The following is a 13,982-nucleotide window of genomic DNA, read 5'->3' on the forward strand; positions in this document are numbered from 1 at the left end:
CTCCCGCGGGCCCGGAACGCTACGCGGCACCAGCTCGACGATGTGGGGTATGGGCGGGCCATCGCCGACATGGTCGATACGAATCGGTGTCGAGATTCTGTGTCGGAGGTAGTCGACAGGCACGCCGAAGCGATTACGTGAATGCCGAGGCACGAGTCCCCGCGACCGTCGGTGACCACGCAATGCCCCGAATCCAACACTGCTCGCGAGCGGCCCTCCGGGAGGTATCGATGATTCCGCAGCCAGCACAGGCGGCCACCAACGGGCGGCCTGCCAGCCAGCAGCGGGCACCCGGTCGGGACGTGGGCCTGCCGGCCGGGACCGCCGAGCGTGACCAGTACGCCGAGCCGATAGGCGACCAGCGCGCGCCAACGTCGTGCAACGCCAGCCGTCTCGTCGCCTCAGGAGCCAACCAGTGAAGACGTCCGTCGCGTCAGCAGCAACTGTGTCGGGGCAATCCGGGTTGAAGATCGCCTTGACGGGGCCGTTCGGGGTCGGAAAGACCACGCTGGTGCAGGCGGTTTCGGATGTCGCCCCGCTGAGCACCGAGGTCGCTGTCGCCTCCGACGAGGTGTCCCACGCACCGGGCAAGACCACGACCACGGTGGCGATGGACTTCGGACGACTGGAGGTCAACGGCGTCACCCTGTTCGTGTTCGGCACACCGGGGCAGCGGCGCTTCTGGTTCATGTGGGACGCGATCGTGCGCGGCGCGGTCGGGGCGGTGGTACTCGTCGACGTTCGTCGTCTTCAGGACTCGTTCCCGCACCTGGACTACATCGAACATGTCCGCTTGCCGTTCGTCGTCGCGGTCAACACGTTCCCCGGCGCCCGCCATTTCGCCGCTTCCGACATCCGCCAGGCCCTGGCCCTGTCGGGAGAAGTACCAATCGTCGAGCTCGACGTGCGGGACCGCGACAGCGTCCGACGGCTGTTGATCGCCCTCGTCCAGCACCTGCTAACCCGCCAGCGCGGCACGGTCCGTGCTAGCGGGTCTGTGTCCGCCTGAGCCCCCTAATCGGCGTCCACGCCCCTGTTGGCCGGCGGCGTGATCGTCATCGCCGTCGACCTCCTGCCCAACGGGCCGGCGGCCATGCCATCGACGCTCGTCGAGCATAGCCGGACAGAGACCGCCCCGGCCGGGGACACGCACCCAGCCCATGCCCCGCGAGGGCCGCTAGGTGAACATTCGTCACCACCTGCGCCTCACGCTGCTCCGCGAAGGCCCGTCACGTACCGACCCGGACCGGTGCCTTCGAACTCATGGCCGCCCCAAGATGCAGGTACGTGGTTACCGGTTCGCCTCCACGATTGCCCGAAAGCCCAGGCGAGTCCTGTTTGTTGGTCCCCTTGCCGCCCACCACGACAGGAGCGGAAGCGCCTCCACGCCCGGACCGCGACACCAATGAGTAGGCCCACGATCCAGGAGTTCCGACCATGATGACCCCGTACCTTCGCCTGGCTAACCGCGACGATCTGCAAACCCCGGTCCACCACTACATCCATCCTGTCAGCGGACGACGGGTCACCCTGGTTACCACCATGCCCTTCGGTGAGCCCGCCTACTACAGCCGTCTCACCACGGTCATCGGCGACTGCGAGTCCGACGGGGCCGTGGTGCACCGCGAGGGGTCCGACCATGTGCCTGTGGCCGAGGACACCAGCACCGCGGAGGAACAGAAGCTGCTCGCCGACTGGCGACGAGCACATCGGATGGAAGCGAACCGCGTCGCGCTCACCGGCCTCGTCGGCCACCACAGCGGCCTCGGTCACCGCCCCAGCTGGCGGTACATCGACCTCAGCACCCTGGACATCATCCGCATCGCCGGCCGCCGAAGCATCACCGACAGGATCCAGCCCACCCTGGCCGCCTCGAACTGGCCGCTGGACGACCCCCGACCCGTCTACGCCTTCCGCCTCCTCATAGCCGTCGGACTGCGACTGGGCGCGATCACGGCTCGATTCGGCACCCCGCCCCGCCACCGCCGCGGTTTTGAGACCGTCGTGGCCAGACGCACCGCCGTCGCGCTGGACGGCGTCGCCGGCACCCGCCAAGACGTAGTCCTCGTCTGGAACGCCGCCTACACCCCCAGCCTCGACAACGGACTCCGCAACGCCGGATACCAGCGCATTGACACCGACTGGTACACCGCCATCACACTCCCCACCGTCTTCCGCGCCTGCCGGGACCTCATCCACAATCTCAGACCCAAACTGCCTGGATCATGATCCTGCTGCTGGTCGACAGTCTCGTCTGCCACGACGACGTACCACTCCGGACCCTCACCGCGCCGCTGCGGCAGCCCCTGACCCTGCCTTGAAGTCTGCGTTCGGTTCCCACCGAGGGGTGACAGGCAGGCAGTCAAGTCCGCCCGATATCATCCAGCCCGGGTGCCATCGCGGGCCGCCCTCATCGGTGGGCTACTGGCCCGCGACGGCATCGTCGGCCGGGGCGCTACGCGGCCTTCGGGCGGTTACGCCGAGGGATGATCTTGGTCGTGGCCTCGGCGGTTGTCTTCTTCATGTCCTGCAGCACGGAGGTGTAGACGTCGGCGGTCATCTTGTAGGAGGAGTGGCCGAGGGTGTCCTGGATTTCCTTGATGCTGGCTCCGGCGGCGAGCATCAGGGTCGCGGCGACGTGCCGCATGTCGTGGAACCGGATGGGGGGTAGGCCGCTGCGTCCGACGAGCCGGTCGAAGCGGGCGGCGACTGTTTCCGGGTGCCAGGGTTGGCCGTCCGCCCGCCGCACGAAGAAGATGTCGCTGTCGGTCCAGGCCTCGCCCGCGGCGATCCTCCACGCCGCGCGCCGGGTCAGGTACCTGCGCAGGTTGGCGACGGTGTCGCTGCTGAGGTCGATGATCCGGTCTCCGGCCGCCGACTTCACCGGTTTCTCGATGACCTGGTAGCCGACGCTGGTGCGTTGGCTGGTGATGGTGACGGCGGCGGCCTGCAGGTCGACGTCGTAGTCGTACAGGCCGCACAGTTCACCCCGTCGTGGGCCCCGGTGGATGGCGAGGTCGAACAGGGCGTACAGCTCGGGGTCCTCGGTTTCGGCGAAGTCCAGAAACTCGCCGACCTGGGCGGGTGTCCAGACCATGACGGGGCTGGGTCGTTGCCGGGTGTGGCGCCACCGGTTGACCGCCGCGTCCGTCCAGAGCCGGGGCCTGGGCGTTCTGCCGGACTTCAGTTCGACCGACTCGGCGGGATTGTGGTCGACGAGCCGGTGGTGGTAGAGCCGGCGGGCGTCGTTGAGGGCCTTGCGGAGAGTCGCGAGGATCCGTTGCTGACTGGCGTCGCCGACCGTGCGGGTGCCCTTGACCGCGTCGCGGACCTTCGGCGCCGGGCTGGCCTTGGCCGCGAGGATCTCGGCGTTGTGGGCCTCGATCGTGGTGAAGACCGACTGGATGTGCGCGGCGGTGAGTTCCTGCAAGGGCACCTGGCCCAGATGGGGTGTCCAGTACTTGGTGATGTGGTCCTGGTAGCTGCGCCGGGTCGCGGGCGCCAGCCTGGTGCGGTTGGTGATCCATTCGGTGAGGTACTCGCCGAGGGTGAGCCGGCTGCCGGCGGGCACGTCGGAGCGGCGGATGCGGTGTGCGACGTGGTCGCGGTCGGGCAGCGGCTGGCCGGGCTTGCACGCCTGCAGCAGGTCGGCGATGTGTCGACGCAGGATCTCGTCGCGGCCGGCGAGGTCGAGCAGCGCGCGGGCGTGGTCGCGTTCGGCGGCGGCCTCCTCCCGGGTGTCGAAGCCGCTGCGGCGTAGCTGCCGCCGCCCGGTGGTGGCGTCGGGCGGGAGTTCGAGCTGGTAGCGCCATACGCCGTGGTGGGGGTTCCACCCGCTGCCGCGGCGTAGCTTGGGGCATTGGTTACCGAGGCGTCTGCCGTCCTTGCGGCAGCTGCAGCGCTTGGCGATGGATCCGTCTGCCATGACGAGTCTCTTTCTCCTCACGCCGATGCTCACAAGGGGTGAGCATCGGATTGTCGGGTGTCCGTTGGGTGGTGATCACCGCTCGCGCGGGCGACGTGATCAAGTCGCGGGCGGCGGAGGTTCGCTGGGAACGCCGAGGGCGGTGAGGATCGCGGCGACGGAAACCCGGTAGCGGGATCCGACCCGCAGCACCGGCACCGGCAGCCGGTCACGGCGAGCCAGCTCGTAGGCGCTGCTGCGGGACATACCGAAGATCTCGCCGACGGTCACGACGTCGGTGACCGCCCCGAGCGCCCGGATCCGCTCGACGGTCCATACAGGCGGTTGCTCTGCGGAAGTGCTGGCCGTGCTGTCCATGGGATTGGCCTCTCTCTTTCAGCGAGGGGTGAGGGCCCGCCACCGCGGTGGTGACGGGCCCTCGGGAAGGGGTGGGGTTTGCTGGTGTGGTGGTCAGATGGTTGGCGCGGTCGGCTCCCACCGCAGCCGGCCGATCCGGGCAGTGCCGTGGTCGATGCGGGGGCGGCTCGGTCGTGACCAGCCCGGTCGCGTCGGCCGGGAGGCGACGACGCGCCACCCGGTGGCTCGCAGATTGGCCCCGCTCTCCCCGTCCTGGGTGTAGGTGACCAGGCGCCGGTAGCCCAGCGCCCGGGCGGCCGTCCACACCGCCCCGTACAGCAGGGAGCAGGCGTTACGGGTACCGTCCGTCGCCACTCTGGTGACCTCGAGGGGCAGCCCGTCGCGCCAGGCGGTCGACGTACTCGCCCACGGTGGGCTCCAGCCCGTACTGCGGGTCTGCCCACGTGGCCCCGCACCGACCGCACGACGCGCCGTCGCGGCGGTGCCTCCCAGGTACCGGATGCGGGCAGGCGGGGGTGCCGCCCTGCCACACACCGGTGCCGTAGTCCCGCAGCGACCAGAACGGCGGGCTGGTCACGATGGCGTCGACGCTGCCGTCGGGCATCGCGGCGAGCACCCGCCGGGCGTCGCCGAGATACAACTCGACCGGCCCTACCGTCCGGTACCGGTAGGTGTCCAGCGAGGTGGGGTCGGTCATGCCGGCACCGCCCACCGGCGCGGGCACAGCAGCAGCCGCAACGCTGCGGCTGCCTGGTGCGGGACGACGCCGTTGCCGAGGACCCGCAGCGCGGCGGTGCGCGGCAACGCGAGCGTCGGGTCGGTCACCCACTGCTGGTCGAGGCCCATGAGCCATTCCACGAACGGCGGCGCCAGGACCGGCTTGCCGTGCCGCCCTGGTTGGGTCGGCTCCGGCGCCGGCCGGCCGAGCAGCAGTTCCCACCGCGCTACCGCTTCGGCGTAGACGCCCCATCGGTCGGCGTCGGGCTGGCCCAGTCCGGCCACCGTGGTACGCAGGTCCGCGCCGCCGTCGCCGTGCCGGCCTGGTCCCCGCGCGTCGGAGGCGCGTGGGGTGGGCAGAGTCCGGGCCGGCACCCGGACGGCCGCTGACGGCAGCGTGAGGTCTCCGTGCGACCCGCGCTGGCCGGGGCAGCCCTTGGTGCCGTCGGTTGCCCTCGGGGTGGGCAGCAGCACCTGCGACAACGGGGGCCGCCATCCGGCGCCGGCACGCCGACCGGGAGTGCCGGTGTCGCTGGCGCGCGGGGTGGGTAGCAGCGTCGGCTTGTCGCCACGCCGCGGTCGGTAGCCGCGGACCGCCGATTCCACGGCCGGTCGACCGGTGTCGCGGTTGGCGCCGCTCGTGGAGCCGGTGCCGCCCCCCTTGGTGGGTGTGGGCGGCGCCTGCCCTGCGATACCGGCGAGGCTGGGCCGACGGGCAACCCCGGCCGAGGGCAAGCTGTTCGACCCGTACGGCACCGCGGTCGGTGTCGGCAGCAGGTGGTGGCGGGTGCCGGTCGGTTCGAGCAGGTCCGGCAGCCCGTACTGGTGGCCGGGGCCCTTGCCGTCACGGGCGCAGGGTGTCGGCAACGTCCGTACCCCCTCCCCGGCGGTCGGTGGGGGCGGCCAGCAGGAACAGCCTGTCCCGCTGGTGGGCGGCGCCGATGTCGGATGCGCGTAGGCATAGCCAGCTCGTGTCGTACCCGATCGCGGCCAGGTCGGCGTGGACGACGTCGATTCCTCGTCGCAGGAGTGCGGCGACGTTCTCCACGAACAGCAGCTGCGGTCGTAGTACGCGAACGGCTGCGGCGACGTGGTTCCAGACGCTGGAGTGCTCGCCGGTAATGCCGACGCGTTTGCCGGCGTTGCTGATGTCCTGACAAGGGAATCCGGCAGTGAGGATGTCGACCGGCTCGACCTGGTCCCAGTGGACGGTGCGGATGTCGCCGAGGTTCGGGATGCCGGGCCAGTGGTGGGCGAGGACGGTGGCGGCGTGGCGGTCGGTCTCGGCGTACCAGGCGAGTCGGCCGCCGAGCACCAGCTCGACGGCCAGGTCGAGGCCTCCGTACCCGCTGCAGACCGAGCCGACTCGTGGGGAGGTGGCGTGTGCACGGTTCACGCCACCTCCCCACGTCCCGCGGCGGCGGGTGCCGTCGCGTCGTGCGGGCAGGTCCACGGCCCGCAGCCGGGCGCGTCCTGCGGCCGTGGGCGCGGGCGCAGTACCACTTCGTCGAGTGGCACCCGGGCTCTGTGCAGGAAGAACTGCCCGCGCAGCGGGTGCCCGTCGGCGTTGGCCTTCGCGGAGCCGCCGCGGATCGCCCGGTCGAAGGCGACCGCGTCAGCCCACTCCGCAGGGCTGTCCACCCTCAGATCGGCCCAGAACCGGTCGTCGTGGAACGGGCACCCCACGCACGACGACTTCGGAGTGTCCCCGAGGCCCTGCTCGGCCAGGAATCGGAGACAGTCCGTGCGCCGCCAGCCCAGGTCGAGCAGCGGGAAGACGTTGCGCATGTAGGCGACGTCCGCGTCGCGTGCCCGGTCGATCTCGTCCAGGCTGATCCCGATCGCCATCTGCGCCCGTAGACCTGCCGGCACCCTGCTGGGGTGCGGGTAGCCGAGGCGGCGTCGTACCTCCGCCTTGATCGGTTTGATCTTGTACTCGGAGGTGCACTGCCGGCGGGCCATGCCCCGCTCGCCGTTCGGGCCGAGCGTGAACAGGGGCATGGACGCGAAGCGGTGCTCCGGGTCGAGGGCGTCGGCCCGGATGTTCCCGGTGCCGACGCGCACGACCTCGATATCCGCCCGTGCGGCGATGCCGGTCAGGCGGTCCAGATGGCGGTAGACCGTGACCGGTTCCCAGCCGGTGTCGGCGAAGATCGCCGCGTCGAACCCGGGGATCGCGCCCTGGGCGGCGAGCAGCAGCAGCGTGGTGCTCTGTACGCCCGCGCCCAGGGACAGGTACCGGTGGGTGGGTGTGGTCACGCGACCACCCCGGTTCCGCCCCTGCCGAGTGCGAAGATCAGGACATCCTCGTGCGCGATGAGGTGCATCGGAGTTCCGCTGGCCCTGGCCTTGCGGACCTGCTGGAGTTGGAAGAACGAGGGTCGGGCGACGAGGTGGTCGTCGCGGACCGCGGCGAGGAGCGCCACGCACCGTTCGGTCGGGACGAGGCCGGCACGCCGGCCGGCGGCGATGACCACGCTGGGCAGGTCGATCAGCTCGCCCTGTTTGCGCCAGGGCCGGGCCGTGACCACGACGACTCCGCCGGGGCGGAGCAGGGTGGCGCAGCCGGCCAGGATCTGGGCGAACCCGTCGGCGAGGCCGGTCAGGTCGCGGTAGGCGAGGTTGCCCTTGTCGTCGCCGTACCGGTCGTCGTACTTGACGACCCCGCCCTCACCGGGCCGGACCAGGCCGTGCACCGTCGGCCCGTACGGCGGTGAGGTGACCACGAGGGCCACCTGTCCGGTGAGAGCTGCCGGGACGAGGGACATCAGTCGGGTCGCGTCGCCGCGGATCACCGACGCGCGTCCGGTGGCGCCCTGGTCGTGGGCGTGGCGGATGTTGGCGTCGGCGACGTTGCTCCACTGCGGTTCGTACTCGATGCCGAAGGCGTCGCGGCCGGCGTGGACCGCTTCGACCAGGGTGGTGCCAATGCCGCACATCGGATCCAGGACCAGGTCACCGGGCCGGGTGTAGGCGTGCACGGCGTGGGCGGCGATCGCGGGCAGCATCCGGGCGGGATGCTTGACCGACTCCGGCACGTACCGGCCGCGTCGCTGGACCGGGCCGGTGGACTGCGCGGTGGCCCAGACGGACAGGCCGTAGGGGTCGGCGCGGTGGCGGCCTTCGTACTCACGGTGCCGGCCCTGGTGGTCCTCGCCGACGGCGCGGCTGTTCGTGTCCAGCTCGTTCGGGTCGGGGTGTCCCGTGCTGGTGGGCTCAGGCACGGCGCTCACCCCCGTCGCGGTCGCGACGCCGCCGCTGCCCGGCCGCCGGAGTGGCGTGTCGTGGGGTGAAGACCAGCAGGTCGGCGTGCACCCGCAGGTGGGCGACCCGCCACTGTTCGGGGCTGGCGTGGGCGAGGGTGAGCAGTTCCTCGTCGGTGACGACGTGGTAGAGGAACTGGTCGCCGTCGGTGTCGGCCTCGACGGCGACGATGTGCTGCAGGTAGCCGAGTCCGACCCGGGAGGCGGCGGCCACGAGAGGGCCGAAGTCCTCCGGCGTGGGCTGCATACCGGTGGGAACGCCGACGACGAGGACGAGGCAGCCGCCGGGTCGCAGCAGCCGCGCGCAGGCGGCGAGGAGCCAGGCGAACCGGACCCGGGCGGTCGTGTCCGCCTCGTGCAGCGGCCAGGAGGCGACCACCAGGCTGGTGGCCGCGTCCAAGGGCCCGTTGACGGCCGGCCGGACGACGTCGGTGTCGTTGGCGGACAGGTCGAGGTCGGTGAGGTCGTCGCCGAACCACTCGACCAGCTCGGGTACGTCGTCGTCTCCGCCGCCGTCCTGCGGGGTCGGGGGAAGCGGGTCGGCGCCGGTCGGCACCGGCAGGGTCGTGGCCGGGCCGATGAGCAGGCCGGAGCTGGTGTCGGTGAACCAGGCGCGGTGGTGCCGGCGGTGACCCGTCGCGCAGGTCGCGGTCAGGGCGTGGTCGATGGTCAGGTCGACGACCGCCTCCCCGGGCCGGCTGTAGGCGGCGACGAGGCGGTAGGCCAGACGGGCGGGCAGGCTGGCGTGGTGCTCGGCGTCGGTGCGGGCCGTGCGCCAGACCGTGATCGGCACCGGCGGGTCGCCGGCGATCAGGTCGATGAGGTCGGGGTCGGCCGGTTCGCTGTGGTCGACCTGGTTGTGCTGGTGCGGCGTGTGCTCGCTCATGTGATGTCGGCTCCGCGCCGCGCCGTGAAGCGCTGACACCCCCAAACCGGGGATTGTGAGCCCTGGCGAACACTTGCCGCGCTCACCGCCGCTCACAGACGCCGCGCCGCATGGCAGCCCGTCCCGGTTCGGATAGCTTTCTCCGGCCCGATCGACACGGAGACGACCAGCGGGAGCCGCCGAGCGACCCGGAACCTTACCTGTTCTGTCAGTTACCGTGCGTTACTGCCAGAACATGGCAGGGATGCCGGTCTCGACCTGTAAGGACGCCACAGGGTCGGCGTGGATCACCGCGTTGACCAGCACTGTGAGAGTGGTGTGAGTGTCACCGGGAGCGGCCCGGTGCTCACCGGTACGGCGGCTCTGCCACAGGTTGGTTGTGTCAACGATGGCAGAGCCTCTGCCGCTCTACCGAGGTGCGGCCGGCGAGCTGGCACGGCCGACCGACGGCGACCGGTGACAGCAGCGTGTGAGCGGGCCGGACTGTCACAGGCTGCCGTCCGCGAGCGCTGTGAGCGTCGCCGACGTCGTGTCACGGGACCGTGGGGTTGGCCGGTGACAGTGCGCCGCGAGCGTGCCCAGTGGGCTCTGTCAGCCTGTCACAGGGCAGGTCAACCCGCCTTTGCCGGAACCAACGTCAACGATCATGGTCGATAAACAGCGGTAGGGGTGGCCCTGTGACAGAACCCGCCGGACGGGTGGCGATCGGAGGTCTGAGCAGCTCTGTCAGAGGCTTGTGCGCCTCGTGTGGCGGAATCGGTGCCACCGCTCGCCGCGATGACACCGGCGACGGTCATCGCATCCCTTCACTGTCACAGGAGTTTTGACATGAGCGTGTCCGACGCTACGGACTGGCCGACCTCCGCCCTTGACGCGGCGGCGACCGCGTTCGCCGCGCTGACGTGCGAACCCGCGCCGCTGGTGCTTGACGGTGCGGCGTTCAGCCCCGACACGGGTCTCCCGCAGCGGGTGATGCCGCTGCCCGCGCTGCGGGACTGGCTGCTGCGCCACCCCCGCGCCTACACGGCGCGTGACGAGGTGTGGCGGGAGCTGATCCGCCGTGCCCGGCTCGGTGGGCCGCACTGGGTCGTCGTCGCGGTCGGCATGGCGCTGCCGGCGCTGCGGCAGTACGCGGCCCGGCTCTGCGAGGGCTACGACGGTGACCCGGCGGACGTGGACGCCGAGATCCTGACCGGCTTCCTGACCGCGCTGCGCGACCGGGCCGACCTGACCAAACCGGCGCCGTACGCGGGCCTGTGCCGGGCGGCGTGGCGGGCCGGGCGGGACCTGCGCCTGCAACGGCAGGAGTACCTGCTGGTGGAGGACATCGACCACGCCGCCGCCAGGCCCCAGACCCCGAAGACGCCCTATGGCCACCCCGATCTGCTGGTCCGCCGTGCGGTGACCCTCGGGATCCTCGACCCCGAAGACGAGCAGGCATACATCGACGTACGGCTCGGGCACCGCGCGATCGAGCCTATCGCCGCCATTCTCGGCGTCAGCGTTGACGCGCTGCGGATGCGAATGTCGCGCATCGATGGCCGTATCGCCGATGCCCTCGCCGACGGGCTGCTGACCGGTGTCGCGTCGCCGCAGACCCTGGAACGCCTGCGTGCGCACGCGCAGCGGCGCCGCCAGCGGCGGGCCGGGCGTACTGCGGCCTCCCGCCGCGATACCACTTCGGCACCGGTCATGACGGCTGCTTGACAGCAGGCACTGGTGGTTTGTGGCCCGACGCGCGTCGCGTCGGGCCACCATCGTGTCGGTGTCCGTCTGCCCTGACGGTGCGCCCGACGGCAAAGAACCGCAGTCCCGCAGGGCGCGGACCTAGCCGGCAACGCGGACCGGGCGACCGGCGACAGGGGCGGTCGAGAGCCCGCCCCGCCCGACAGGTCCGCGGCTATCCGGCGTGGGTGTCCGGCGCCTCACCATTCCGGTACTGGTCGGCGGCGTTCCAGACGCTGGTGAACTGCTCGTAGAAGTAGTCGAACCACTCTGCGTCCCGTTTGCGAATCAGTCGGAAGGTGGGTCGTAGATCGTGCTTGCCACCGACGGAGCCGAGGCGAAGCTCCATCGAACCGTCGTCCAGACCAGGGTCGTAGGCGTAGAGCGTGTACGGGGGCAGATAGTCGACCAAGCGAATCTCCAGACCGTCGCGCTCCTCCCGTCGCTGCTCGAGCAGCCCGAGGTTGATGGCCAGTCGCTCCCGCAGTCTCTGCCGGCCCCACGCGGGCCCCGCTCGGAAGGCCAGCATGGACATCGCCGCCCCACCGGGATTGATCAGTAGGACCTTGACCCGTACGTCGCGGGCCAGCGCCTGACCGATGTAGTAATCGAGATAGGGGATGTGCATCGACAGGGTCGTCCCCCACAGCCACACCTCGTCCTGCGCCTGCTGGATGAGGTGAGAGATCTCGATCAGGTCATCCTGCTCGGCGAAGAACCGGTTGGCGGACACGGGTTGCGTCAAATCACCGAGACTCCGCTGGCGGGCCTGGACCGACTTCGACCTGTTGATGCGGTCGAGCGCGTCAAGCCAGGCCGAGACCTCCTGGTCGTCGCGCACCTTGCAGGCGGCGAGGAGATTGAGCAGGAGCTGCCTGCTGGGCGGCCTGACTCCGGAGCGCGCCTCACTGAGAGACGTCCGCGGCATCGGCCGGTTGTATGCGATGCCCCACGACTCCAGTTCCCGCAGGGAAAGATTCCCGTGGCGGGACAACAGGTCACGGATGCACCCTGCCAGCCCCTCCGCCGTCTGCACCGATGATAGTTCAGCCGCCATGGTGCGGTCAGACATTGTTCCTCCCGGCAAACTTCGATACGGCGAGTATCGATAGCCCTGGGGCCGTCCGGCACCTGACGGAGCGTCCGACCGGACACGCCCCGACGGCCTGATGTCCGGCCGTGCCCAGGTGGATCGCCGAACGGCATCGGTGTCCAACAAGCAAGCAATGATCTTGCTGGACGGGTGACCGCAGGTGCCTGCTGGTGACATGCCCTCCGACACGCCTCCCTCGCCGCGCACCTGCCGACACGACACGCACCCGGACGCCGACGGCGACCGCACTCGCGACCCGCGGGCCAGGCTCATCCCGGCGGTAACCGCCGGTATTGCCGCTGGCATCGCCCGCGCAGTCACCGCCTGGCTCCTCGACCACCTCAGCCTCTAGCACACCGTCGCCTAACGTGAGCGTGCTGTGAGCACGGCAAGTGTTCGCCACGGCTCACAAGTCCCGGTTTGGGGGTGCGGGACTTCTCCGGGCGGCGCCGCTGCTCGTTGGTTCCGCCCGCCGCCGGGCGACAGGAGGAGCGCGATCCGCGTGCCTCGGGTGCCGCGCCACGTTGATGCGCTGACACCACATTGATGACCGCAACCCACCCTGAGGGAGGACGAGCTCCTCCCGGGGCTCGCGGTTCGTTCCTCGTTCCTGTGCTCCCGGCGGCGGCCCCTTGAACCGCTTCGAGTCATCGCCGCGCCCCGGTCACGCCACTCGGCGCCCCCGGGAGCGCGGCGGGAGGTGAACCGTGATGTCCCACACCCCCGCTCACACCCGCCGTACCGGTCGTATCGTGCTGCGCGCGACCGTCTCGGTGGCCGCCGTCGGCCTGCCCCTGACCATCCCGGCCGCCGCCCACGCCGACCCCGGCGGCGCCGTCTACCTGGCGGCGAACTCGCTGCCGGTGGTGATCGCCAACCTGCAGGCCTGGCTCATGGGGATCCTCGCCGCGATCGCCACGCTCTTCCTCGTCCTGGCCGGCGTGTACTGGGCGACCGCCGGTGGTGACCCGTCCCAGGTGGAGAAGGCCAAACTCGCCCTGCGCAACGCGCTGATCGGCTATGGATTGGCCGTCCTCGCGCCGATCCTGCTGCAGGTCGTCCAGGGCATCGTCGGCGGCTGAGTCGTCATGGGATGGTTCCTCGACCAGGCCCTCGACTGGCTCACCATCGCGGTCCTGGCCTGCATCACCGCGATCTTCGACCTGATCACCGGCATCCTGCTCCACACCCCGAAGGTCACCGCGCTGCCGCAGGTGCAGGCCCTCACCGGCCGGTCGGTCTGGATCGTGGACACCGTCTTCGTCCTGGCGTTCGTCGCCGCCGGCGTGCTCGTCATGGTCGCCGGCGGCGGCGAACAGTCCCGGTACACGATCAAGGACCTCCTACCTCGGCTGGTCGTCGGGTTCACCGCCGCGCACTTCTCCCAGCTCGCCTGCGCCCAACTGATCGACGTGGCCAACGGGTTGACCGGAGCGGTCAGCGAGGGCGGCTTCGACGACGCCGGGGCGTTCACCGCGACCCGGACGCACCTCGCGGCGGCACAGGACCACATGGTTCCGCTGTTGTTCCTGGTCCTGGTCCTCATCATCGCCGTGCTGGTCGTGACGACCGCGTTCCAGGTGATCGGCCGGGTCGTGGCGCTGCTGGTGATGACGGCCGTCGCGCCGCTGGCGCTGGCCTGCCACGCCCTGCCCCAGACCGACGGATTCGCCCGCCTGTGGTGGCGCGCCTACGGCGGATGCCTGGCGATCCCCGTCGCCCAGGCGTTTGTCCTCACCGCGGGCGAACAGACGCTCCTCGACCCGGCGGCCATGCTGCCGGTGTTCGGCCTGCCGCTCGACCCCGGCGGCGCCCTGAACCTCCTGGTCGTCGTGGTCCTGCTCTGGACCACCGTCAGGATCCCCACCCTGATGGCCCGCTGGGCGGGCCAGAGCGGACGCGGCACGACGAACATGCTCGGCGCGGTCGTCCGCGTCGTCGTGGTGCAGCAACTCTCCCGCGCCGTCCCCGGCCTGAACACCCTACGGAGGACCATCCGATGACCCGACCCGAACC

General features: G+C 70.7%; 15 protein-coding genes. 5 read left to right on the forward strand and 10 right to left on the reverse strand.

The features are described 5' to 3' along the window. The first annotated feature begins 415 nt into the window (after positions 1-415). Both O7606_RS20300 and O7606_RS20305 read left to right on the forward strand, forming a co-directional pair. Positions 416-1,009, forward strand: a complete 594-nt coding sequence (locus O7606_RS20300; RefSeq protein ID WP_281595606.1) for an ATP/GTP-binding protein — start codon at positions 416-418, stop codon at positions 1,007-1,009. Between the two features lie 428 nt (positions 1,010-1,437). Then, positions 1,438-2,229 carry a hypothetical protein gene (locus tag O7606_RS20305; protein ID WP_281595607.1) on the forward strand — a complete coding sequence of 264 codons (792 nt, stop codon included), beginning with the start codon at positions 1,438-1,440 and terminating at the stop codon, positions 2,227-2,229. 226 nt (positions 2,230-2,455) lie between these two features. Here the strand turns inward: O7606_RS20305 and O7606_RS20310 are convergent, their stop codons facing one another. The 9 genes from O7606_RS20310 to O7606_RS20350 form a co-directional block, all read right to left on the reverse strand. Next, a complete protein-coding gene (locus tag O7606_RS20310) occupies positions 2,456-3,925 on the reverse strand; it encodes a tyrosine-type recombinase/integrase (protein WP_281595608.1) in 1,470 nt (489 codons plus the stop codon). A gap of 99 nt (positions 3,926-4,024) precedes the next feature. Then, on the reverse strand, positions 4,025-4,282 hold the full coding sequence (locus O7606_RS20315) for a DNA-binding protein (RefSeq protein ID WP_281595609.1): 258 nt from the start codon (positions 4,280-4,282) through the stop codon (positions 4,025-4,027). 93 nt (positions 4,283-4,375) lie between these two features. Continuing rightward, positions 4,376-4,636 (reverse strand): XF1762 family protein, encoded by a 261-nt coding sequence (locus tag O7606_RS20320; protein ID WP_281595610.1) that lies wholly within the window; start codon positions 4,634-4,636, stop codon positions 4,376-4,378. After that, the gene (locus O7606_RS20325) at positions 4,614-4,979 is read right to left on the reverse strand and encodes a hypothetical protein (protein WP_281595611.1); all 366 of its coding nucleotides are present in this window, start codon (positions 4,977-4,979) and stop codon (positions 4,614-4,616) included. Before O7606_RS20325 ends, O7606_RS20320 begins: the two co-directional genes overlap by 23 nt. Then, on the reverse strand, positions 4,976-5,866 hold the full coding sequence (locus tag O7606_RS20330) for a hypothetical protein (RefSeq protein WP_281595612.1): 891 nt from the start codon (positions 5,864-5,866) through the stop codon (positions 4,976-4,978). Before O7606_RS20330 ends, O7606_RS20325 begins: the two co-directional genes overlap by 4 nt. Beyond that, entirely contained in the window at positions 5,844-6,395 is a 552-nt protein-coding gene (locus tag O7606_RS20335) for a DNA cytosine methyltransferase (protein ID WP_281595613.1), read from the reverse strand. Before O7606_RS20335 ends, O7606_RS20330 begins: the two co-directional genes overlap by 23 nt. Beyond that, the gene (locus O7606_RS20340; protein ID WP_281595614.1) at positions 6,392-7,258 is read right to left on the reverse strand and encodes a hypothetical protein; all 867 of its coding nucleotides are present in this window, start codon (positions 7,256-7,258) and stop codon (positions 6,392-6,394) included. The genes O7606_RS20335 and O7606_RS20340 overlap by 4 nt, the downstream gene beginning before the upstream one ends. Further along, positions 7,255-8,232 (reverse strand): DNA methyltransferase, encoded by a 978-nt coding sequence (locus O7606_RS20345; RefSeq protein ID WP_281595615.1) that lies wholly within the window; start codon positions 8,230-8,232, stop codon positions 7,255-7,257. The genes O7606_RS20340 and O7606_RS20345 overlap by 4 nt, the downstream gene beginning before the upstream one ends. Beyond that, positions 8,216-9,148, reverse strand: coding sequence for a hypothetical protein (locus tag O7606_RS20350; RefSeq protein ID WP_281595616.1), 933 nt, complete (start codon positions 9,146-9,148; stop codon positions 8,216-8,218). Before O7606_RS20350 ends, O7606_RS20345 begins: the two co-directional genes overlap by 17 nt. 828 nt (positions 9,149-9,976) lie before the next feature. On the opposite strand from O7606_RS20350, the gene O7606_RS20355 reads away from it, so the two are divergent. Beyond that, positions 9,977-10,855 carry a hypothetical protein gene (locus tag O7606_RS20355; protein ID WP_281595617.1) on the forward strand — a complete coding sequence of 293 codons (879 nt, stop codon included), beginning with the start codon at positions 9,977-9,979 and terminating at the stop codon, positions 10,853-10,855. Between the two features lie 193 nt (positions 10,856-11,048). Here the strand turns inward: O7606_RS20355 and O7606_RS20360 are convergent, their stop codons facing one another. After that, positions 11,049-11,945 (reverse strand): hypothetical protein, encoded by an 897-nt coding sequence (locus tag O7606_RS20360; RefSeq protein WP_281595618.1) that lies wholly within the window; start codon positions 11,943-11,945, stop codon positions 11,049-11,051. A gap of 731 nt (positions 11,946-12,676) precedes the next feature. On the opposite strand from O7606_RS20360, the gene O7606_RS20365 reads away from it, so the two are divergent. Together O7606_RS20365 and O7606_RS20370 are read left to right on the forward strand one after the other, a co-directional pair. Then, a complete protein-coding gene (locus O7606_RS20365) occupies positions 12,677-13,048 on the forward strand; it encodes a pilin (protein WP_281595619.1) in 372 nt (123 codons plus the stop codon). A 6-nt stretch (positions 13,049-13,054) separates the two neighbouring features. Further along, positions 13,055-13,969 (forward strand): conjugal transfer protein TrbL family protein, encoded by a 915-nt coding sequence (locus O7606_RS20370; RefSeq protein WP_281595620.1) that lies wholly within the window; start codon positions 13,055-13,057, stop codon positions 13,967-13,969. Positions 13,970-13,982 lie beyond the last annotated feature (13 nt).

This window comes from Micromonospora sp. WMMD882 (assembly GCF_027497255.1).
GTDB lineage: Bacteria > Actinomycetota > Actinomycetes > Mycobacteriales > Micromonosporaceae > Micromonospora.